Raw genomic sequence first — 22,529 nt, 5'->3', positions numbered from 1 at the left:
GATCCCTCAGAGACGATGAGGTAGATAGGTTCGAGGTGGAAGCATGGCAACATGTGCAGCTGACGAATACTAATCGATCGAGGACTTAACTAAAACAAAAGGCGAAACCGGACGTTAAACAACGCCGTGGCTGGAGGCCATCACCTGAGATAAAGGAATCACGATAAGCGAAGCGCATCGATGATGACTTATCGTAGGGCGATTGCCGAAGACACCCAGTTGTTGGACGGTTGAGCTAGATTAAAAACAAAAGGCGTATGCGACCGTTTGATGGTCTTGTCAAATATCTTATCTAGTTTTCAGGGTATATCCTAACGCATGAGGTATAAACCTTTATCATATAAGATTACAGGTTAACCCTAAATAAGGAAGTTCAATTAACCACACGACATGTGTCGCAACATTGAACGACCTACGATGCGTAGGCCTAGTGACAATAGCGAAGAGGTCACACCTGTTCCCATGCCGAACACAGCCGTTAAGCTCTTCAGCGCCGATGGTAGTTGGGGATTTCCCCTGCAAGAGTAGGACGTTGCTAAGCAATTTAGAAAAGAAGTTATCTCTAAACATGAGATAGCTTCTTTTTTTAGTTTTTTATCAATTAGAAAGAACTATAGTTTTATATGAGTTGAATGAGGGAATAATATGAAAACAATAAATCTGTAATATTTTTTGATAGTATGTTATAGTTAGTATTATAGTTAGTTATTAGTATCAAGTAACAAGGCATAAACTAAAGGAGCTTGTAAAATGAAAAAAATTGCTTGGATTACAGACAGTACATGTGGGTTATCACAGGAATATATTGATAAGCATAAAATACATGTACTTCCCATGATTGTGAATATCAATAATATCTCATATCGAGAAGATATTGATATCACTAAAGATGAAGTTTACACTTTATTAAAAAAGCATGGAGAAGGAGCGAAAACAAGCCAGCCGCCCTATGGAGAGTTTGTTCAACTATATGAGGAGCTAAAAGAAAATTACGATATTGGAATAGCTATTCATGCCTCTAGTCAATTAACAGGAACGTACCAAAGTTCGATTAGTGCTTCTGAAATGCAGGGGTTTAAAGTTGAAGTTATCGATTCAAAAATAGGTTCTTATGCTCTTGGAAAAATGATTGAAAAGGGACTTGAGATGGAAAGTGACGGGAAAAGCTTTGAAGATATTGTTGCTAAGTTAAAACAATACCCTGATCAAACTGAAATGTATTTATTACCTCAAAGTCTTGAGCAGTTAAAAAGAAGTGGTCGAGTGAGTACAACACAAACAGTATTTGCAAATTTATTAAATATTAATTTAATTTTAAAATTTGAAAACGGTAAAGTTATTGTAGACGATAAAATAAGAAGTAAAAAGAAGGCCATTCGTCATTTGTTCCAGAAGATTGAAGATGCATATAAAAATGGGGACCTAAAAGAATTAGGTGTTATGCATGCAGGAGCCTTGGAACAAGCACAGCAATGGCAACGTGATTTAAAAGAATTATATCAGAATCTGAAGATTAAAGTGGAGCCGCTTGTTCCGGTCGCAGGTGTTCATACGGGTTATGGAACGATGGCCATTTCTTGGTTAAAAGAATAACGTCCTAAAGTAAATAGATCTCCTTATATGGTGATCTATTTATTTTTTAAAATTATTAGGAGAGGAGTTTTCGTTGTTTAACGAAATTTATGCGATGTATGAATTATTCGATCAGTATTTCATTACAATGAGTATAAGGTTATTGTTAGCTTTGATTTTGTCAGGATTAATTGGATTTGAACGTGAAATGAATCGACATTCTGCGGGTTTTAGAACACATATTCTTGTAGGTGTGAGTTCTTGTTTAATGATGTTAATGTCGCTATATGGATTTCAAGATTACCTTGAAACATATTCAGATATCGTACGATTTGATCCGGCTAGAATTCCTTCCTATGTCATCAGTGGGATTGGTTTCTTAGGGGCCGGCACCATTATCGTAAACGGCATGACGGTTAGAGGCCTTACAACAGCTGCATCAATCTGGGCTGTTGCCGGATTAGGTTTAGTTGTAGGCATTGGCATGTATAGTATGGCTATATTGACAACGACCATCATTTTACTTAGTCTCGTTTTTCTCAATAATTTTGAACGTTATATCTCTAAAAGAGAACTAAGAGTAAAACTGGAAATCTTAATGCATAATTTCCATGAACTAGATGCAATATTCTCCATTTATAATCATTTTAATGTTATAGTGAAGAACATTAATGTAGATAATGGAAATGAGCAAGATACAAAGATATTAACCGATATTCAAATAGGTAAGAATACGAATATTAACGATTTATATTATGAGTTACTCCAATTAGATCAAGTTAAACAAGTAAAAGAAATATAAAGTAATATATTATTTGCATATCTGGGAATCACAGTATAGAATATAATTATAGTCAAATATAGTCAAAGTCAATAAGGGGGAGGAAAATGCGTAATATTTCAGATATTATTGAAGCCTATTTAAAACAAATTATTGAAAAAAATCAACATAATAGTATTGAAATCAAACGCAGTGAGATAGCCGATCAATTTTCCTGTGTCCCTTCTCAAATTAACTATGTTATTAATACCCGTTTCACACCCGAAAGAGGTTACCTTGTTGAGAGTAAACGAGGTGGCGGTGGTTATATTAGAATACAGCGGATGATTAATAATGATAAAACAGCTCTGATTGACGAACTTATTGAATTGATACAGCCTCGCACCAGCCAACAGGTTGCCATTGCAGTTATTGAACGTCTTTTAGATGATGAGCTAATTACAACCAGAGAGGCAAAATTAATGATTAGCGCTTTAAATAGAGATGTTATAGCAATAAAAATACCGGTTAGAGATGAGTTGAGAGCACGCATCTTAGTTGCCATGTTAACAACTTTAAAATACGAATGATAATTATTCGTGAGGAGGGGTAGATATGGAATGTGAAATCTGTCATGAAAACCCTGCAACGTTACACTTAACAAACTATATAAACGGTCAAAAGACAGAATTACATGTATGTCAGAAATGTGCGATGGAAAAAGGATACATCGAACCCAAAGATGATGCCTATACCATTCATGATCTTTTAAGTGGCTTGTTTAATTTCAATTCTAACTTATCTAATCAACCTGGTATTAATAAATCAAACCAAAATGAATTAACGTGTCCACATTGTAAAATGACCTATCATCAATTTGCTAAAGTTGGTAAATTTGGCTGTGCCCATTGCTATAAAACTTTTGAAGATCACCTTAACCCGATTTTTAGAAAGGTCCACAGTGGTAATACTGAGCACACGGGGAAAATACCGAAAAGACAACATGTTCATCTTCAACAAAAGCGTCTAATTCAAGATTATCGAAACCGATTAAAAACTTTAATAGACGAAGAGAATTTTGAAGAGGCGGCTAAGTTAAGAGATCGTATAAAAGCTTTAGAAAGCGGCGAGTCATCTTCTGACAGCAACGAGGAGGAGTGAGCGTATATGTCTTTGCAATCATTTATAGACAGTGCAATTAGCCCGTGGATGCAAGAAGAAGGTCCAGACCATGATATTGTTTTAAGCACCCGTATTCGACTGGCACGGAACTTCACCGATGTACCTTTTCCTATTGTGGCAGAAGAAGAAAAGTTAAAAATTGTTTCCAATTGGATTAAAACACATTTTAACCAACAATCTTTTAATCAATACGAAGGTCTTGAATACTTTGAAATGTCCACTTTACAGCCGATTGAGAAGCGAGCGCTTGTTGAAAAACATTTGATTAGTCCATACCTTATGGAGAAGGAAAAGGAAAGTGGTGTACTGGTTTCAAAAAATGAGCAAGTTTCTTTAATGATCAATGAAGAAGATCATATTCGCCTGCAACTTTATTTTCCCGGCTTACAGTTGGATCGTGGACTTGAAGAGGCCTTTCATATGGATGATTGGCTAGAAGAAAAGATTGATTATGCTTTTGATGAAAAAAGAGGCTATTTAACAAGTTGTCCAACAAATGTAGGTACAGGTTTGCGAGCATCTGTCATGATGCATTTACCAGCATTAACGCTAACCAGTAAGATTGGTAAAATGGTGCCCGCCATTAACCAGTTAGGCTTAGTGGTAAGGGGGATGTATGGTGAAGGAAGTGAAGCAGTAGGTAATATATATCAAATTTCAAACCAAATCACTCTAGGAAGATCTGAGCAAGATATTATAGAAGACCTACAAAGTGTTGTTGAAAAATTGATTGAACAAGAACGTTTTGCACGAGAGATGCTTGTTGAGCAATCCGAATTACGGTTAGAAGATCGTGTGTTTCGTTCTTATGGTATTTTAAAATATAGCCGTATTATTGAGTCGAAAGAAGCAGCAAAGTGTCTATCGGACTTGAGATTAGGTATTGATGTTGGCTATTTTAATCATCTGTCAAGATCGATTTTAAATGAATTAATGGTATTAACTCAACCGGCCTTTTTACAACAGTATGCCCAAGAGACTTTAACGCCAAAGCAGCGAGATATTAAACGCGCAACGATTATACGAGAACGTTTAGGATTAGAGGAATCGTAAAGGAGGAACCCATGATGATGTTTGGAAGGTTTACAGAAAGAGCGCAAAAAGTATTAGCTCTTTCACAAGAAGAAGCGATTCGATTAGGTCATAATAATATTGGGACAGAGCACATTCTACTTGGTCTTATCAGCGAAGGTGAGGGCATTGCTGCTAAAGCATTAACTTCATTAGGTTTAGAAACCAATAAAATTCAAGAAGAAGTTGAAGCCTTAATCGGTGTGGGTAAGAAAGGCTCGCAAACGATACATTATACGCCACGTGCGAAAAAAGTGATCGAACTTTCAATGGATGAAGCTCGAAAATTAGGTCATACGTATGTAGGTACAGAACATATTCTCTTAGGTTTAATCCGAGAAGGAGAAGGTGTAGCTGCTCGTGTACTTAATAATTTAGATGTTAGTCTAAATCGCGCTCGTCAACAAGTACTTCAATTGTTAGGAAGTAATGAGACGGTTAGAAAAGGCCAAGGTCGACATACGCAGAGTAACCCGGCTAGTACACCAACGTTAGATTCTCTAGCAAGAGATTTAACGGTTATCGCTAAAGAAGGCAATATTGATCCTGTAATTGGTCGTGAGAAAGAAATTGAGCGGGTTATACAAGTATTAAGTCGTCGCACAAAGAATAACCCAGTTCTTATTGGTGAACCGGGTGTAGGAAAAACGGCTGTTGCTGAAGGTTTGGCCCAACAAATTGTAAATAATGAAGTGCCAGAAACACTTAGAGATAAGCGTGTGATGACGCTTGATATGGGAACTGTTGTCGCAGGTACGAAATATCGAGGTGAATTTGAAGATCGCTTAAAAAAAGTAATGGAAGAGATTCGCCAAGCAGGGAATATCATACTCTTCATTGACGAATTGCATACGTTAATTGGTGCAGGTGGTGCCGAAGGGGCTATTGATGCGTCCAATATATTAAAACCGTCATTGGCACGTGGAGAGTTGCAGTGTATCGGAGCAACCACACTGGATGAATATCGTAAATATATTGAAAAAGACGCAGCTCTTGAACGTCGTTTTCAGCCTATTCAAGTTGATGAGCCGACACTGGAAGAATCTATACAAATTTTACAAGGTTTACGTGATCGGTACGAGGCACATCACCGAGTAACCATTACGGATGAGGCCATTGAAGCAGCAGTTAATTTATCGAGTCGCTACATTACTGATCGATTTTTACCTGATAAGGCAATTGATTTGATTGATGAAGCAGCTTCAAAAGTTCGTTTGCGTTCGTATACTGCGCCGCCTAACTTAAAAGAATTAGAACAAAATTTAGGTGAAGTAAAAAAAGAGAAGGATGCGGCTGTTCAAAGTCAAGAATTTGAAAAAGCAGCTTCACTAAGAGATAAGGAGCAGAAATTAAGAAAAGAATTAGAATCAACAAAAGAGCAGTGGAAAGAAAAGCAAGGTCAAGAAGATTCGGAAGTTATTGTAGAAGATATAGCAACCGTTGTCTCGACTTGGACAGGAGTGCCTGTTTCTTCATTAACAAAAGATGAAAGCACACGCTTGCTTAATCTAGAAAATGTATTGCACAATCGTGTGATCGGACAAGAGGAAGCAGTTGATGCCGTGGCTAAAGCGATACGTCGTGCACGAGCTGGTCTGAAGGATCCGAAACGCCCTATCGGTTCATTTATCTTTTTAGGTCCGACGGGTGTAGGGAAAACAGAACTTGCTCGAGCGTTAGCTGAATCAATGTTTGGTGATGAAGATGCGATGATACGTGTAGATATGTCAGAATACATGGAGAAACATACGACATCACGTTTAGTTGGTTCCCCTCCAGGTTATGTCGGTCATGAAGAAGGTGGGCAATTAACAGAAAAAGTACGCCGAAAACCGTATTCGGTTGTCTTGTTAGATGAAATAGAGAAGGCGCACCCGGAAGTGTTTAACATTTTGCTTCAAGTGCTAGAAGATGGTCGTTTAACAGATTCTAAAGGGAGACTAGTTGACTTTAGAAATACGGTTTTAATCATGACATCGAATGTCGGTGCAAGTGAGTTAAAGCAAAATAAATATGTTGGTTTTAGTTTAGAAGATGAACAAGCTGATTATAAGGATATGAAATTGAAAGTCACAGAAGAATTGAAAAAAGCATTTAGACCAGAATTCCTCAATCGTATTGATGAGACGATTGTCTTCCATTCGCTAGAGAAAAAGCATATGAAAGACATTGTGACATTGATGCTCGATCATTTGCAAAAACGCTTATCTGCGCAAGGGCTTGATTTCACCTTATCCGACAAAGCGATTGAAAAGATTGCAGAAGAAGGTTTTGATCCTGAATATGGTGCAAGACCGTTACGCCGTTCAATTCAGAAAAACATTGAAGACTTATTATCAGAAGCCTTGCTTCGTGAAGATATCAAAAAAGGTGAAAAAGTTCGAATTGGTTTAAACAGTAAAGGAAAGTTCATTATCCTAGATTAGTGTATACTGTTAGAAAAGCTGAGAGGTCGTTAACCTCTCAGCTTCTTGTCTTTATAGACCATTGAGCAGGTGCTTATGTCAAAAAGAGTATAAAAGAGTATAGGTTTAAAGTGGCATTTAGAAGACAGTATAATTTGATTTTTAATAAACACTAAAGCTTTGAAGATAAAACTGTTAGAATGAAATTACATGGTTTTTACACAAAGTATTAATTGATATGTAACCTTGTAAAAGTTAATATAAGGTATAATGAAAGAGAGGAACATGATATTGGCTAAAGCAAAAACACGTTTTGTGTGTCAAGAATGTGGTTACGAGACACCTAAATGGATGGGAAAATGCCCCAGCTGTAATCAATGGAATACACTGGTTGAAGAAGTTGTTGTTAAATCTAATCCCAAACATACAGGTATTGGACAAGGCAGCAGTCAGTCCCCTGAGAAGATCACTTCTGTTCAAACAAAAGAAGAATCGAGAATGTTGACAGCAATGCCCGAGTTTAATCGTGTCATGGGTGGCGGTATCGTACCTGGTTCACTTGTGTTAATTGGTGGTGATCCAGGTATCGGTAAATCAACGTTACTCCTTCAAATCTCTAATCAACTGGCGCAGAAGGATATATCGGTGCTGTATATTTCTGGTGAAGAGTCTACACGTCAAACCAAGTTACGAGCAGATCGACTAGGTGTGACCTCTGAACAGCTGTATGTACTATCTGAAACAAATTTACAATTGATATCGAATCAAATCGATCAACTTGCTCCCGCTTTCATCGTTATCGATTCCATTCAAACGATTTTTAAGGATGAAGTCACTAGTGCCCCGGGAAGTGTGGCACAAGTTCGCGAGTGTACCAGTGAGCTTATGCGCATTGCTAAAACAAAACATGTACCCATCTTTATTGTCGGTCATGTAACGAAGGAAGGCGCGATTGCAGGCCCTCGGATGCTAGAGCATATGGTGGATGCTGTGCTTTATTTTGAAGGAGAACGACACCATACATTTCGGATTTTAAGAGGGGTAAAAAATCGTTTTGGTAGTACGAATGAAATGGGTATCTTCGAAATGAAAGAGAGAGGATTACAGGAAGTGCTCAATCCTTCAGAAATCTTTTTAGAAGAACGCACTCAAGGGGTGGCAGGATCTACAGTTGTTGCTTCAATGGAAGGAACAAGACCCGTTCTAGTTGAAATTCAATCATTAATTTCGCCTACTAGCTTTGGTCAAGCACGTCGAATGGCAACAGGCATTGATCACAATCGTGTTCCGTTATTAATGGCGGTGTTAGAAAAAAGAGTAGGTTTATTAATGCAAAACCAAGACGCATATGTTAAAGTAGCGGGTGGTGTTAAGTTAGATGAGCCTGCTATTGACTTAGCTGTAGCAGTTAGTATCGCTTCAAGTTTCAAAGATCAGGCTTGTAGTCCACACGATGTTTTAATTGGTGAAGTGGGCTTAACAGGAGAAATTAGACGGGTATCACGTATTGAACAACGTGTACAAGAGGCTGCGAAACTCGGATTTAAACGAGCGATTATTCCATCTCGAAATCTCGATGGCTGGCAAGCGCCGAAAGGAATTGAAGTGATAGGCGTTGATGCGATTCAAAATGCTTTAAAAATAACATTTAATCAATAGAAAGTTTATAAGAAAAGCGATTAAAGAAACATAATATTGGGGAGACTATTTGATAGGAGGTGACTGTGGTGCTAAAAAGAATAGTGCAATTTTTTATTATTGTAGCAGGAGGTACGACTGGTTTTTTATATTTTCCAATCCTTGTTCAAGTAATGGGTTTTACGAGGAATACGTGGCTTGACCACCCTTATGTAGCTCCTTATATAGGTTTAGTACTTGGTGCTATTATTTTATATTTATTATCTTTTTGGTTAGTTGACCACATTGTTCATTTTATTCAATACTTAGAGGAAGCGTTGTTAGGTGCGCCATTAGCTAATTTATTTTTTGGGGGATTAGGTCTAGTTTTAGGTTTAGTTATCGCCTATATCATTAACCAACCGATTCAAGATCTTCAAATTATGATTTTATCACAAGTGCTGCCTCTTTTTACAATGGGTTTACTGGGGTATTTAGGATTTCAAGTGGGATTTAAACGTCGAGATGAATTTCTTAGTATTATGACGATAGCCAAAAGGGATAAAGACAATAAAGATAGTAAATCTGCTTCTGAAGACGGGTCAGCTAATAAACCATTCCCTAAACCTAAATTGCTTGATACGAGTGTCATTATTGATGGTCGAATCGCAGACATATGTCAAACGTATTTTCTAGAAGGCACCTTAATTATTCCTCAATTTGTACTCGAAGAGTTACAGCATATTGCGGATTCATCGGATGCCTTAAAAAGGAATCGAGGACGTCGAGGGTTAGATGTACTCAATCGATTACAAAAGGACATACCGATTGATGTGGAAATGTATGATGGAGATTTTGAGGAGATCCAAGAGGTTGATAGTAAGCTTGTTAAATTGGCGAAAGTATTAGATGGTATTGTAGTGACAAATGATTTTAACTTAAATAAAGTTTGTGAATTTCAAAATGTTCAAGTTTTAAATATTAATGACCTTGCTAATGCTGTTAAACCGGTTGTTTTACCAGGTGAGCAATTGATGGTCCAAGTGATAAAAGACGGTAAAGAGCAAAACCAAGGTGTAGCTTATTTAGATGATGGTACGATGATTGTTGTTGAAGAAGGACGCAACTATATTGGCGAAACAATCGAGGTCATTATAACAAGTGTTTTGCAGACTTCAGCAGGACGAATGATTTTTGCAAAACCGAAAGCACTTGAAAAAGCTCAATAAAAAAGGTATAACAGATAAAGAAGATAAAAGTGATAACAATGGTTATCACTTTTATTTGTTTTCACATCGATGAAGTTTAATTTTAAGTGCTAACTAAGAATAGGAAAAGTTAATCCATTTACTAAATGACGAGTGAACGCAATTTTTTTATAATCTTTATTTACATAATTAAGCAGTTGATCATAAATAAAAGTGGTGTAGAAGATGAGAGAATATAATGTCATAATATTGGCAGCAGGTATAGGGAAAAGAATGCAAGCCGGTAGGAATAAACAATTTATTATGCTTAATGAAAAGGCACTGTTAAGTCATACACTTACTATTTTTGAGCAAGACCCTCATTGTGTATCCATTTACTTACTCATTCGTGTTGAAGAGCAGATGCAAGTTGAGAGGTTGCTAGCTGAAGAAACGTGGTCGAAGCCGATTCATCTTGTGTATGGTGGGGAAGAGCGACAAGATTCAGTATATAACGGTTTAAAAGCTATTCAAGATCCTAATAAATTAGTTTTTATTCATGATGGCGCGCGCCCTTTTGTCAGCCAGTCTGATTTAGATCGTTTAAATGAAGTGGTTACGAATGATGGGGCGGGCTTATTAGTGGTGCCAGTCAAAGATACAATTAAACGAAAGCAAGGAGATCATGTCGAAACACTCGATCGCTCTTTGTTATATGCTGCTCAGACCCCACAAGGATTTGATTATGAACTTATTTTAAATGCCCATCAAGCCGCAAAAGCTTCTGGCTACTATGGTACTGACGATGCTTCCTTAGTTGAGCGGATGGGCGGGCGTGTTCAATTTGTTCAGGGCCATTACCATAATATAAAAATTACAACACCAGAAGATCTAGAACACGCACAATTTATCTTAAATCAAACGAATAAAGAATAGAAAAGAGTGATCGTATGATGCGAATTGGACAAGGATTTGATGTACATCAATTTACAGAGGATCGTCCGTGTATAATCGGAGGAATAGTCATCCCATTCAATAAAGGTCTTTTAGGACATTCAGATGCAGATGTTTTACTACACACCATTGCAGATGCATTACTAGGAGCGATTGGAGAAGGCGATATCGGAAAACACTTTCCTGATACCGATCCAACCTATAAAGATGCTGACTCAACAAAATTATTAAAGCATGTCTGGCGCTTGGTACAAGCTAAAGGCTATCAACTTGTTAATTTAGATTGCACAGTTATGGCGCAGTTACCTAAGCTGTCTCCTTATATCGATTCAATTCGTGAAAATATTGGAGGTATATTAGGGGTGGCTATTGACCAAGTTAATGTTAAGGCAACAACGACAGAGAAGCTAGGTTTTGTCGGTAGAGAAGAGGGCATGGCTGCACAAGCCGTTGTATTAATTGAAAAATCAAGTGAATGAAGTAAATAAATAATTTGTCGAGCAAAACTTGGCGAAAAATGCTAATATAAGAATAGACGAAGGTAATGATTGAAAGGGGAACAACGAGAAATGACAAATCAAGTTCGTGTGCGTTATGCGCCAAGTCCAACAGGCCATTTACATATTGGCAATGCAAGAACTGCCTTATTTAACTATCTATATGCTAAACATTTGGGTGGTAAATTTATTATACGTACTGAAGATACAGACGATAAGCGTAATGTAGAGGGCGGTGAAGAAAGCCAACTCCAATATTTGAAGTGGTTAGGGCTAGTCTGGGATGAAGGTGCAGATATTGGTGGTGAATATGGCCCGTATCGACAAACAGAGCGCCTTTCTGTGTATCAAACTTATATCGATGATTTGCTTGATCGTGGTTTAGCTTATAAATGTTATATGACAGAAGAAGAGTTAGAGAAGGAGCGGGAGCAACAACGTGCTAATGGAGAAGTGCCTAAGTACTCGGGAGCGCACCGTGATTTGACGAAAGAGCAAATAGCACAATTTGAGGCTGAAGGTCGTCAAGCGAGCATTCGTTTCCGCGTACCAGAAAATATCAGCTATACATTTGAAGATATAGTAAGAGGTACAATCACATTTGAATCTAGTGATTTTGGCGACTGGGTAATGGTAAAGAAAAACGGGATACCAACGTATAATTTTGCGGTAGCTATTGATGATCACCTGATGAAGATTTCTCACGTATTACGTGGAGAAGAACATATCTCTAATACACCAAAACAAATGATGATTTTTAATGCTTTTGGTTGGGAAGCTCCTCAATATGGTCATATGACACTTATTTTAAATGAAGAGCGGAAAAAATTAAGTAAACGAGACCAACATATCTTGCAATTTATTGAACAATATAAGCGACTTGGTTATATACCAGAAGCGATGTTTAATTTTATTGCCTTGTTAGGGTGGTCACCAGTTGGAGAAGAGGAAATTTTCTCTCAAGAGCAATTCATTAACATGTTTGATCCAGAACGTTTATCAACATCACCTGCAATTTTTGATCAGCAAAAGCTAAAATGGATGAATAATCAGTATATCAAGATGCTAGATGACAAGGGTGTAGTTGAGCTTGCTCTGCCACATCTTATTGAGGCAGGAAAACTACCGGCTGATATGAAGGAAGATACAAGAGACTGGGCAAGCCAAGTTATTTTACTTTTCAAGGATCAACTAAGCTATGGTGCAGAGATTGTTGAACTCACTGAACTTTTCTTTCAAACAGAGATCGATTATAATGAAGATGCAAAAGCAGTTTTATTAGGCGAACAAGTGCCTGAGGTTCTACAATCATATAAAGCAAAGTTAGAGCAACTCGAGGATTGGAGTCCTGAAGAGATTAGGGCGGCTATTAAAGCGACTCAAAAAGAGACAAAACAAAAAGGTAAACAGTTATTTATGCCAATACGTGTGGCAACAACAGGCCAAGTTCACGGCCCTGAATTACCTCATGCGATTCACCTCTTAGGAAAAGAAGTGGTGGTTACGCGATTAGAACATGTTCTTAATGATTAATTAACACATATCTTAGCCATGTCACATACTTTATAAATAAAAAACGTTGATGAGGATAGGGATTAAAAAAGCTTATCAAGAGAGAATCACCATAGGCTGAAAGTGATTTTAAGTCATTTTAATTCAATGCCCCTCGGAGTCTTTTGTCGAAAAGGATTAAGTAGACAAAAGCGGTTTCTCCCGTTATGAGATCTAAAGTCGAGGTAGTAGTAATATTACCTAAACAGAGTGGGACCGCGCAAATAAAGGCGTCTCTGTGTATCAACAGCACAGAGACGTCTTTATTTATTGTGGCGTCCTTATTAGGTTTTCTAATGGTATGAGAAGGAGTTATTGAGTATTAGGTAATGGAGGTGGTCTGAAAGTGGGTTTTTGGAAGCAAATAAAAGCGGATGTTGAAGTGGTTTTTGATCAAGATCCCGCCGCTCGGTCCTATGTTGAAGTTATTCTAACTTACTCTGGATTGCACGCTATATGGTCGCATCGTGTTGCACATTTCTTCTATCGAAAAAAATTCTTTTTTATTGCTCGTGCTATATCACAAATCAGTCGTTTTTTTACAGGGATTGAAATTCATCCTGGTGCACAGATTGGTCAACGGTTTTTTATTGATCACGGGATGGGGGTTGTCATTGGAGAGACTTGTGAAATAGGAGATAACGTCACTATTTTTCAAGGCGTAACCTTAGGGGGAACAGGGAAAGAGAAAGGAAAACGACACCCAACGATTAAAGACTATGCATTGATTGCTTCCGGAGCAAAAGTATTAGGTTCTATTACAATAGGCACTGCTTCAAAGGTTGGTGCAGGTTCAGTCGTATTGGATGATGTTCCAGATTACTCCACCGTTGTAGGTATACCTGGCCATGTCGTTGTCCAAAATGGCGAACGGGTACAAAAAGACCTTGACCATAATAAGTTACCGGATCCAATAGATGATTGTATTGTTGAACTTCAAGGTGAATTAACGAAGCTAAAACGGGAAATAGCACATTTAAAAGGGGAGAAGAAGCATGACGATTAAACTATATAACACATTAACGCGAAAGAAAGAAATCTTTAACCCGATTGAACCAGGTAAGGTGAAGATGTATGTATGTGGACCGACAGTTTATAATTATATCCACATTGGTAATGCTCGGCCAGCAGTTGTATTTGACACGGTTCGTCGTTATTTGGAATATCAAGGGTATGAAGTAGCGTATATTCTTAATTTCACTGATGTTGATGATAAATTAATTGATGCCGCAAAGCAAATGGGAGAAGATGTACCGGCGATTGCTGAACGCTTTATAACAGCCTATAAAGAGGATGTGGCTGCGTTAGGTGTTAAGGAAGCAACACTGCATCCGCGTGTAACGGAATCAATGGATGACATTATTGACTTTATTAAAACATTAATTGATAAAGGTTACGCTTATGAGGCAGAAGGTGATGTTTATTTTAAAACAAGATCATTTGATGACTATGGAAAACTATCTCACCAGTCAATTGATGATTTAAGATCAGGTGCTAGAATACAAGTTGGGGAGAAAAAGGCTGACCCGCTTGACTTTGCATTATGGAAGAAGGCGAAAGCTGGTGAGATTCACTGGTCCTCGCCTTGGGGGAACGGGCGACCAGGCTGGCATATTGAATGCTCGGCAATGGCAAAAAGACATTTAGGAGATACCATTGATATACACGCTGGTGGCCAAGATTTAGCATTTCCACATCATGAGAATGAAATTGCACAGTCTGAAGCTTGTAATGATCAGACATTTGCAAATTATTGGATTCACAATGGTTACATTACCATTGATCACGAAAAGATGTCGAAGTCAACAGGGAATTTCATATTAGCACATGAACTGATTAAAAAGTATCCCCCTGAATTGATTCGATTTTTCATTTTAAGTGTGCATTACCGTAATCCAATCAATTTTAGTGAAACCTTATTAGAACAGGCGAAAAACGGGTTCGATCGGATCTTAAATGTATATAGCAATTTAAAACATCGCAAAGAAACGAGCATGAATTTAGTTGATGATACCCCTGATTATCAAGTGAAATTAGATCAATTAAAAGCAACCTTTATAGCGGAGATGAATGATGACTTTAACACGGCCAATGCATTAGCTGTTGTTTTTGATCTTGTTAAAGAAGCAAACTTATATCTGACCGAGCAACAAACGAATCGCCAAACGATAGAAGCTTTTACATCGCTATTTGATGAATTGTCATCTATATTAGGTATCAATTTTGAACAAACATCTTCAGCTCTATTAGACGATGAAATTGACCAGCTCCTGAGAGAACGTGAAGAAGCACGCAAGGTGAAAGATTTTGCTCGCGCTGATCAAATAAGAGATCAATTAAAAGAACAAAATATTATCCTTGAAGACACAGCCCAAGGTACACGCTGGAAAAGGGGATAAGGAATGAATGTTAACGAAGTAAAGCAAATGAAGAGTTTAGCTCTAGCCTATATGGGAGATGCTTTATATGAAGTCCATGTGCGGGAGCATTTGATTAAGTCCGGTCAAGCTAAAGTTAACGCATTACATCGTCAAGCCGTCCAGTTTGTTTCGGCTAAAGCACAAGCAAGGGTTTTGCGTTTTTGGTTAGAGACCGCATATTTAGATGAGCAAGAAGAAGGCGTCGTAAGACGGGGGCGGAATGCCAAATCAGGTACGGTGCCAAAGAATACTGATGTGATGACCTATCGATACAGTACCGCTTTTGAAGCTTTATTAGGTTTTCATTATTTTTCAGATCAATCGGCACGTTTATATGAGTTAATGAATACAGCAATTGATTTAATAGAGAAAGGAGAGGTTTAAGATGACCGAGGAGTGGATCATTGGAAAAAACCCAGTAACAGAAGCGCTTAGGTCAGGACGATCAATCAATAAATTGTTTTTAGCCGATCATTTAAGTTATAAAGCAACGCAACGTATTCAACAGCTGGCTAAAGAGAAAGGTATTATCGTTAAGAAAGTGCCAAAGAAAAAGATTGATCAAATGGTCTCTGGGCAACACCAAGGCATAGTGGCAGCTGTGGCAGCCTATGATTATGCTGCCATAGATGACTTATTTCTTCGTGCTGAAGAAAAAGAAGAAGAGCCCTTCTTTATTTTGCTTGACGAAATCGAAGACCCTCACAATTTGGGTTCAATTCTAAGAACGGCAGATGCGGTAGGTGCTCATGGCGTTATTATTCCTAAAAGGCGATCTGTTGGTTTAACAAGTACAGTGGCGAAGACTTCTGCAGGGGCAATCGAGTATGTGCCTGTTGCTAGAGTGACGAATATGGTACAGACGATTGAGCATCTAAAAGAGCGCCGTGTTTGGGTGGTCGGAACAGAAGCGGAAGGAAGCCAAGACTATCGAGAATTAGAAGGCCATCTCCCGTTAGCGTTAGTAATTGGCAATGAAGGTAAAGGGATCAGTCGTCTTGTTCGTGAAAAATGCGATTGGACGATTAGGTTAGCAATGAAGGGGCAAGTATCCTCGCTTAATGCATCCGTTGCTGCTAGTTTACTCATGTATGAAGTATATCGTAAACGCCATGCTGTAGGAGAGTAAGCACATGAACATCTTATTAGTAGATGGCTATAATATCATTGGTGACTGGGACGAGCTAAAAGCTTTGCGAGACACAGACTTATCACAGGCGAGACAGCTGTTGATTGAAAAGATGGCTGAATATCAAGCATATCGAGGCTATCGCGTCATCATTGTATTTGATGCTTATGAAGTTAAGGGTAGTGAATCTAAATATCAAGAATATAACGTTGAAGTCGTTTATACGAAAGAAAAAGAAACGGCAGATCAATGCATTGAACGCTTAGTTAAAGAATTGAAGAATATAAAAACAAAAGTCTATGTAGCGACATCTGATTTTGCAGAACAACAAACGATTTTCCAACAAGGTGCCTATCGAAAGTCAGCAAGAGAATTAGCTATAGAAGTTAATCATATTCAAAGTGAAATAGAAGAAGAATTGCGTGCTTTTTCGGCACAAAAACAGACACGAACGCTCCCGATTAGCCAAGATATTCTGGCTGAATTCGAGAAAATGAGAAGAGGTCGTAAATAAAAGCTGTAGTTGACTATTGTAAAACGCTTACTGTATAATATTTCTATTATATAATTCAGGAGGAGTTCGGCTTGCACAGACAACATCAAGGCAGAGATAATTTTATAATTGACTTTGAAAAGCTTGATGATAGTGAGCTTTCTTCGCTTGTTCATCAAGGAAATAGCCATGCGCTAGATTTTTTGATTCAAAAATACCGAGGATTTGTAAGAGCTAAAGCGAGTACTTATTTTCTGATTGGTGCCGATCATGAGGATATTGTGCAAGAGGGGATGATAGGTTTATATAAAGCTATACGGGATTACAAAGGGGATCGGCGCTCTTCGTTTCGGTCTTTTGCGGAGCTTTGTGTGACCCGGCAGATTATAACGGCCATTAAAACAGCAACGAGACAAAAGCACATTCCATTAAATTCTTATGTGTCATTGGACAAGCCTATCTTTGATGAAGAATCCGAGCGAACATTATTAGATGTGTTAGTGAATGCTGAAGCGATGGACGATCCTCAAGAACTACTCGTTAATCAAGAAAGTCACGGTCAAGTAGAAGGTAAGTTGGTAAAGATGTTAAGTGGACTTGAACGTGATGTATTGATTCTTTATTTAGACGGTCGAACGTATCAGGAGATTTCGGTTGAATTGAATCGGCATATAAAATCGATCGATAATGCGTTACAAAGGGTTAAGAAGAAGTTAGAACGCTACTTAAATATTTCTGGTATTAAGCTGTGATGAATGAGTATAAAAGGGTAACGTTGACAGTAGCGGTTAAGCATGCTATCGTATGTAAGATGAATGCATGGTTAGGATGATAACGGTGAAGAAAAAAGTTATACTTGCTTGTACGGAATGTTTAAGTCGAAATTACCAATCTAATAAAAATACAGCAAGCACTGAACGCTTAGAGCTTAATAAATTTTGTAAACGATGTAACAAGCATACACGTCATCGTGAAACGAAATAAATGGGTATTATTTTATTTATATATTATTTTAAGACAGTTTGGAGGAACGATCTATGAAAGGTGTTACATTTCTGAAAAATGTCTCCCGTGAAATGAAAAAGGTTTCTTGGCCGAGTAGACACGAACTATTTCGCTATACCGTAACTGTTGTTGCAACAGTAGCTTTTATCGCCTTGTTTTTTACTGTTGTAGATTTAGGTCTTACTCAAATTTTGAATCTTTTATTTGAATAGAATGATAAATTCTATGCTATAATGGAAACAGACATAGCTATGAAATTAAAAACCCGTTATTGCGGGTTTTTTAAATTGGAAAAAATCACATATTATGAGGAGGGTTTATTTATGGAAAAGCAGTGGTATGTTGTTCATACTTATTCAGGGTATGAAAATAAAGTTAAGACTAACCTTGAAAAGCGTTTAGAATCAATGGGGATGGAGGATAAAATCTTTAGAATCCTCGTACCAGAAGATGAAGAAACAGAAATGAAAGATGGTAAACGAAAGGTCACGAAGAAGAAAGTATTTCCAGGTTATGTACTGGCGGAAATGGTTATGACGGATGATTCGTGGTATGTGGTACGAAATACACCAGGCGTAACAGGCTTTGTTGGTTCAGCAGGTTCTGGATCTAAACCAACGCCGTTATTGCCTGAAGAAGCAGAAATGATCTTAAAACGAATGGGTATGAAAGAGGCAGTGGTGGAGGTTGATTTTGAAACCGGAGAAACGGTCACTGTAACAGAAGGGCCATTTGCTAATTTTACTGGTGCTATCGAACAAATTGACTTAGACCGCCAAAAAGTTAAAGTGCATGTTAATATGTTTGGCCGTGAAACGCCGGTTGAATTGGATTTTTCACAGATCAGAAAATTATCATAATCGCTTTATATGGAATTATTAAAAGAGATCCCTTGCATTATTATATTGAACATGCTAAAATTTTAATGTTCTTTATGCCTCGAGTATAAGATTATTTTGCATATGAATTGAGTGGGAGGGTGAGATAACCCTATTACCACATCACGGACTTAAGGAGGTGTGTCTCGTGGCTAAAAAAGTAATTAAAGTAGTAAAACTTCAAATCCCAGCAGGGAAAGCTAATCCAGCACCGCCAGTTGGACCAGCATTAGGTCAAGCAGGTGTTAACATTATGGGCTTCTGTAAAGAATTTAATGCCCGTACGCAAGAGCAAGCTGGTTTGATTATTCCGGTAGAAATTACGGTTTTTGAAGACCGTTCATTTACATTCATCACAAAGACTCCACCGGCTGCTGTATTGCTTAAAAAAGCAGCGGGTATCGAAACGGCATCAGGTGAACCAAATCGCAATAAAGTTGCGACGTTGAAGCGTGACCAAGTAAAAGAGATCGCAGAAACAAAAATGCCTGATTTAAACGCTGCTGATGTAGAAGCGGCTATGCGTATGGTCGAAGGTACTGCACGTAGTATGGGAATTGTCATCGAAGACTAATTCTCGATCGATCGTTGTTTGGAGGAGAAGGTTGCGGTGATGGCTGGCTAGCCCATTTCGCAACCTTTTTGTAGGCAGATGGACTAGGAGGCATAGTTCAACTAGTTGCTCGCTTATATCCGTTAAACGGATATAAGCGAGGTCCGCTTTTTTAAGTGGGAGGTATAACCGTTAAAACCACATTCAAGGAGGAAATAATAATGGCTAAAAAAACAAAGAAACAACAAGAAGCGCTAAAGTTAGTTGATCGTACAAAACATTACGATGTTGAAGAAGCGCTGAAATTAGTGAAAGAAAATGCGACAGCAAAATTTGATGAAACTGTAGAAGCTGCTTTCCGATTGGGTGTTGATCCTAAGAAAGCTGATCAACAGATCCGTGGCGCAATGGTATTGCCACATGGTACAGGTAAAACACAAACTGTTTTAGTTTTTGCTAAAGGTGATAAAGCCAAAGAAGCAGAAGAAGCTGGTGCAGATTATGTAGGTGAACAAGATCTTATTAATAAAATCAATCAAGGTTGGTTTGAATTTGATGTGATCGTTGCAACACCTGATATGATGGCCGAGGTGGGTAAATTAGGGCGTGTGCTAGGACCGAAAGGTTTAATGCCAAATCCGAAAACGGGTACAGTGACATTTGATGTAGCTAAAGCGGTTCAAGAAATTAAAGCGGGTAAAGTAGAATACCGTGTTGACCGTCAATCTAATGTACATGTTCCGATTGGTAAAGCTTCGTTTGACATTAATCAACTTGTAGAGAACTTTGAAGCTTTGTCAAGCACGTTAGTTAAAGCTAAGCCACAATCTTCAAAAGGGATCTATATCCGTAATGTATCGGTGACATCTACAATGGGACCTGGTGTTAAGATTAATCCTACCCTTTTTACTAAATAAAAGCTTGACTTCAAAATGGTGCTTCGCTATAATGGTGAAGGTCAAATATAATACGTTATACCGTAGACAGCAGGGGCTGATTGAAGCTTAATAGCCTGCCGAGGTGTTGGAATAATAAAGGTAAGCGAACCCGTTTCGCATGCCCTAAACGTTTCACGCAATCACCCTCATGTCTACGCCAAGATGTGAGGGTGTTATTGTTTAACAATAACAACCTAAATCTTTCGGTATGATAGCTAGTTTTGTAGGAGGTGGAACCATGTCAAAAGTGATTGAGAACAAAAAACAAGTGGTCTCTGAAATTGCAACTAAACTTCGTGAAAGTGAATCAACGGTTTTAGTGGATTACCGTGGTTTAGATGTAGCGGAAGTGACAGAACTTCGTCAGCAACTAAGAGAAGCAGGTGTAGAATTCAAAGTATACAAAAATACAATGTCTCGCCGCGCTGCAGATCAAGCTGAGCTTTCTGAGCTAAACGAAGTGTTAGTAGGACCAACGGCTATTGCATTCAGTAATGATGATGTTATAGCTCCCGCAAAGATTTTAAACAACTTTGCAAAAGAACATGAGGCATTAGAAATAAAAGGCGGCGTTATCCAAGGTAATATTGCAACACTTGAGCAAATCAAGGAACTTGCAGACTTGCCAAACTACGAAGGCCTACTTTCAATGCTGCTTAGCGTACTTCAAGCGCCAGTCCGTAACTTTGCATATGCAGCGAAAGCTGTTGCTGAACAAAGAGAAGAACAAGGTGCATAAGTATATCTTAGTGTAAATGAAATGTTCGTTATACGATAAAATTATACAATTTATTAGGAGGAAATAAGAATGTCTAAAGAGCAAATTATTGAAGCGATTAAAGAAATGTCTGTTCTTGAATTAAACGATTTAGTTAAAGCAATTGAGGAAGAATTTGGTGTAACTGCAGCTGCTCCTGTAGCAGTAGCAGGTGGAGCTGCAGGCGGAGATGCTGCAGCTGAAAAGACAGAATTTGATGTTGTATTGACTGATGCGGGCGCTTCTAAGATCAAAGTTGTTAAAGCGGTTCGTGAAATCACAGGTCTTGGTCTTAAAGACGCAAAAGATCTTGTAGATAACGCTCCTGGTGCTATTAAAGAAGGCGTGGCTAAAGAAGAAGCTGAAGAAATGAAAGGCAAGCTTGAAGAAGCTGGCGCAAGTGTAGAATTGAAGTAATAGTGATTATTGATTAAAAGAGAGCTCGTCTTAGAAAGGCGGGCTCTCATTTGTACTTTGTTTCTAGAAATCGCTCCGAAAGTCCGCTGAAAAAGACGGACTCAACACCTTATTTTCAACCTTTTTTTTGAGAGTGTATTTATAGTGAAATACATTGGAATCAATCGTTGTTCGATTTAAACGTGTTGATTTCTTTAGCTGACCATAAACTTCTTAAAAGTAGGTGCCGAATTAATGTCTGAACAATATTTTACGCAAAATCCCCAAGCAAAAAGTAATCCGATGACGTGGACGTTTGATTTGCGCGGTCACACCCTGAAATTTACAAGTGATGTTGGTGTTTTTTCGAAGAATGAAGTCGATTTTGGTTCACGAACATTAATTGAAGCATTTATCCCCCCTGACATAGAAGGTGATTTTGTTGATTTGGGTTGTGGTTATGGCGCGATTGGTCTGTCACTGGCTAAAACTTTTCCAAACCGTCATGTTCTTTTAGCTGATATTAACGAACGTGCAATCGCTCTTGCCAAAACAAATGCCAAACACAATCAGGTTGACAATATTTCCTGTTACCTTTCTGATCGCTTTACAGATCTTCCAGATCAATTGTTTGCCGCAGTTATAACAAATCCGCCCATTCGTGCTGGTAAAAAAGTGGTACACCAAATATTTAGTGATAGTTATCAGCGTTTAATGACAGGCGGGGAGCTATGGGTGGTTATACAGAAAAAACAAGGAGCGCCATCAGCTATTCAAAAATTAAATGATTTGTTCGCTAAAGTTGAAACGGTTAAGAAAAGTAAAGGTTATTTTATCATACGAGCTAAGAAATAATTCTTAGCGAAAGAATTGACTCGCTTAAGGGGTTGTGGTAACATAGAAAAATGCCAATAGAACGTTTTCGTGTCAAGTCTTTTTTTAGATTAAACATTTCCAGTCATATCAAAAGCGGGTTAACCGCTTGTGTGGTAAGGGCTGAACAAACAATAAACAAAAAAACTTTCCCGGTATTATTTGACAATAATAGTGTGTAAATAAATTGTTTTATTTAGGGTGAAAGAAAATCTGTTTAATTGCACAAAAAAAGGCAAAAAAGACGTATATTTTGTTGGTGAATGGACAAGATGGTTAGAACGTAGATTA

25 protein-coding genes, 2 rRNA genes and 2 other annotated features are annotated in these 22,529 nt (G+C 38.1%); all 27 genes read left to right on the top strand.

The window, feature by feature from the left end; translation table 11 throughout:
- Positions 1 to 93 (top strand): 23S ribosomal RNA (locus JOE23_RS15585); the annotation flags it as partial.
- Between the two features lie 333 nt (positions 94 to 426).
- A 5S ribosomal RNA gene (gene rrf, locus JOE23_RS15580) occupies positions 427 to 541 on the top strand.
- 209 nt (positions 542 to 750) lie between these two features.
- Positions 751 to 1,593 carry a DegV family protein gene (locus JOE23_RS15575; RefSeq protein WP_204439849.1) on the top strand — a complete coding sequence of 281 codons (843 nt, stop codon included), beginning with the start codon at positions 751 to 753 and terminating at the stop codon, positions 1,591 to 1,593.
- Positions 1,594 to 1,687: 94 nt separating this feature from the next.
- Complete coding sequence (locus tag JOE23_RS15570; protein WP_204439859.1) at positions 1,688 to 2,374, top strand: MgtC/SapB family protein; 687 nt, start codon at positions 1,688 to 1,690, stop codon at positions 2,372 to 2,374.
- 86 nt (positions 2,375 to 2,460) lie between these two features.
- Positions 2,461 to 2,922 carry a CtsR family transcriptional regulator gene (locus JOE23_RS15565; protein WP_204439847.1) on the top strand — a complete coding sequence of 154 codons (462 nt, stop codon included), beginning with the start codon at positions 2,461 to 2,463 and terminating at the stop codon, positions 2,920 to 2,922.
- 25 nt (positions 2,923 to 2,947) lie between these two features.
- Positions 2,948 to 3,493: a protein-arginine kinase activator protein McsA gene (locus JOE23_RS15560; RefSeq protein ID WP_204439845.1), complete on the top strand. Its 546-nt coding sequence runs from the start codon at positions 2,948 to 2,950 to the stop codon at positions 3,491 to 3,493.
- A 6-nt stretch (positions 3,494 to 3,499) separates the two neighbouring features.
- Positions 3,500 to 4,567, top strand: coding sequence for a protein-arginine kinase McsB (locus tag JOE23_RS15555; RefSeq protein WP_204439843.1), 1,068 nt, complete (start codon positions 3,500 to 3,502; stop codon positions 4,565 to 4,567).
- Between the two features lie 14 nt (positions 4,568 to 4,581).
- Complete coding sequence (gene clpC, locus JOE23_RS15550) at positions 4,582 to 7,011, top strand: ATP-dependent protease ATP-binding subunit ClpC (protein WP_204439841.1); 2,430 nt, start codon at positions 4,582 to 4,584, stop codon at positions 7,009 to 7,011.
- A gap of 270 nt (positions 7,012 to 7,281) precedes the next feature.
- Positions 7,282 to 8,649: a DNA repair protein RadA gene (radA, locus tag JOE23_RS15545; RefSeq protein WP_204439839.1), complete on the top strand. Its 1,368-nt coding sequence runs from the start codon at positions 7,282 to 7,284 to the stop codon at positions 8,647 to 8,649.
- A 68-nt stretch (positions 8,650 to 8,717) separates the two neighbouring features.
- Positions 8,718 to 9,836 carry a PIN domain-containing protein gene (locus JOE23_RS15540; RefSeq protein WP_204439837.1) on the top strand — a complete coding sequence of 373 codons (1,119 nt, stop codon included), beginning with the start codon at positions 8,718 to 8,720 and terminating at the stop codon, positions 9,834 to 9,836.
- A gap of 204 nt (positions 9,837 to 10,040) precedes the next feature.
- Entirely contained in the window at positions 10,041 to 10,730 is a 690-nt protein-coding gene (gene ispD, locus JOE23_RS15535; protein ID WP_204439835.1) for a 2-C-methyl-D-erythritol 4-phosphate cytidylyltransferase, read from the top strand.
- Between the two features lie 14 nt (positions 10,731 to 10,744).
- Entirely contained in the window at positions 10,745 to 11,227 is a 483-nt protein-coding gene (gene ispF / locus JOE23_RS15530; RefSeq protein WP_204439833.1) for a 2-C-methyl-D-erythritol 2,4-cyclodiphosphate synthase, read from the top strand.
- A 90-nt stretch (positions 11,228 to 11,317) separates the two neighbouring features.
- Entirely contained in the window at positions 11,318 to 12,778 is a 1,461-nt protein-coding gene (gene gltX / locus JOE23_RS15525; protein ID WP_204439831.1) for a glutamate--tRNA ligase, read from the top strand.
- A 37-nt stretch (positions 12,779 to 12,815) separates the two neighbouring features.
- Positions 12,816 to 13,037: a binding site (T-box leader), on the top strand.
- Positions 13,038 to 13,142: 105 nt separating this feature from the next.
- On the top strand, positions 13,143 to 13,802 hold the full coding sequence (gene cysE, locus JOE23_RS15520; RefSeq protein ID WP_204439829.1) for a serine O-acetyltransferase: 660 nt from the start codon (positions 13,143 to 13,145) through the stop codon (positions 13,800 to 13,802).
- Complete coding sequence (cysS, locus tag JOE23_RS15515; RefSeq protein WP_204439827.1) at positions 13,792 to 15,195, top strand: cysteine--tRNA ligase; 1,404 nt, start codon at positions 13,792 to 13,794, stop codon at positions 15,193 to 15,195. Before cysE ends, cysS begins: the two co-directional genes overlap by 11 nt.
- Positions 15,196 to 15,198: 3 nt before the next feature.
- Complete coding sequence (locus JOE23_RS15510) at positions 15,199 to 15,600, top strand: Mini-ribonuclease 3 (protein WP_204439825.1); 402 nt, start codon at positions 15,199 to 15,201, stop codon at positions 15,598 to 15,600.
- Position 15,601: 1 nt separating this feature from the next.
- On the top strand, positions 15,602 to 16,345 hold the full coding sequence (rlmB, locus tag JOE23_RS15505) for a 23S rRNA (guanosine(2251)-2'-O)-methyltransferase RlmB (RefSeq protein WP_204439823.1): 744 nt from the start codon (positions 15,602 to 15,604) through the stop codon (positions 16,343 to 16,345).
- 4 nt (positions 16,346 to 16,349) lie between these two features.
- Positions 16,350 to 16,859 carry an NYN domain-containing protein gene (locus tag JOE23_RS15500; RefSeq protein WP_204439821.1) on the top strand — a complete coding sequence of 170 codons (510 nt, stop codon included), beginning with the start codon at positions 16,350 to 16,352 and terminating at the stop codon, positions 16,857 to 16,859.
- A 71-nt stretch (positions 16,860 to 16,930) separates the two neighbouring features.
- Positions 16,931 to 17,590 (top strand): RNA polymerase sporulation sigma factor SigH, encoded by a 660-nt coding sequence (sigH, locus tag JOE23_RS15495; protein WP_204439819.1) that lies wholly within the window; start codon positions 16,931 to 16,933, stop codon positions 17,588 to 17,590.
- An 85-nt stretch (positions 17,591 to 17,675) separates the two neighbouring features.
- A complete protein-coding gene (gene rpmG / locus JOE23_RS15490; RefSeq protein ID WP_083855820.1) occupies positions 17,676 to 17,822 on the top strand; it encodes a 50S ribosomal protein L33 in 147 nt (48 codons plus the stop codon).
- A 53-nt stretch (positions 17,823 to 17,875) separates the two neighbouring features.
- A complete protein-coding gene (gene secE, locus JOE23_RS15485; protein ID WP_017473684.1) occupies positions 17,876 to 18,055 on the top strand; it encodes a preprotein translocase subunit SecE in 180 nt (59 codons plus the stop codon).
- Positions 18,056 to 18,166: 111 nt separating this feature from the next.
- Positions 18,167 to 18,703 carry a transcription termination/antitermination protein NusG gene (nusG, locus tag JOE23_RS15480; protein WP_204439817.1) on the top strand — a complete coding sequence of 179 codons (537 nt, stop codon included), beginning with the start codon at positions 18,167 to 18,169 and terminating at the stop codon, positions 18,701 to 18,703.
- Positions 18,704 to 18,869: 166 nt separating this feature from the next.
- On the top strand, positions 18,870 to 19,295 hold the full coding sequence (rplK, locus tag JOE23_RS15475; protein WP_062321740.1) for a 50S ribosomal protein L11: 426 nt from the start codon (positions 18,870 to 18,872) through the stop codon (positions 19,293 to 19,295).
- Between the two features lie 200 nt (positions 19,296 to 19,495).
- Positions 19,496 to 20,191, top strand: coding sequence for a 50S ribosomal protein L1 (gene rplA / locus JOE23_RS15470; RefSeq protein ID WP_204439814.1), 696 nt, complete (start codon positions 19,496 to 19,498; stop codon positions 20,189 to 20,191).
- A 42-nt stretch (positions 20,192 to 20,233) separates the two neighbouring features.
- Positions 20,234 to 20,398, top strand: a sequence feature (ribosomal protein L10 leader region).
- A 52-nt stretch (positions 20,399 to 20,450) separates the two neighbouring features.
- Positions 20,451 to 20,951, top strand: coding sequence for a 50S ribosomal protein L10 (gene rplJ / locus JOE23_RS15465; protein WP_204439812.1), 501 nt, complete (start codon positions 20,451 to 20,453; stop codon positions 20,949 to 20,951).
- A 69-nt stretch (positions 20,952 to 21,020) separates the two neighbouring features.
- Complete coding sequence (gene rplL / locus JOE23_RS15460; protein ID WP_204439810.1) at positions 21,021 to 21,386, top strand: 50S ribosomal protein L7/L12; 366 nt, start codon at positions 21,021 to 21,023, stop codon at positions 21,384 to 21,386.
- A gap of 234 nt (positions 21,387 to 21,620) precedes the next feature.
- Positions 21,621 to 22,220, top strand: coding sequence for a class I SAM-dependent methyltransferase (locus tag JOE23_RS15455; RefSeq protein ID WP_204439808.1), 600 nt, complete (start codon positions 21,621 to 21,623; stop codon positions 22,218 to 22,220).
- Positions 22,221 to 22,529: the final 309 nt, after the last annotated feature.

It is taken from the genome of Amphibacillus cookii, assembly GCF_016908375.1.
Lineage (GTDB): Bacteria > Bacillota > Bacilli > Bacillales > Amphibacillaceae > Amphibacillus_C > Amphibacillus_C cookii.
Note: the sequence above shows the minus strand (reverse complement) of the source record. Positions and strands in the feature narration are given on the sequence as shown.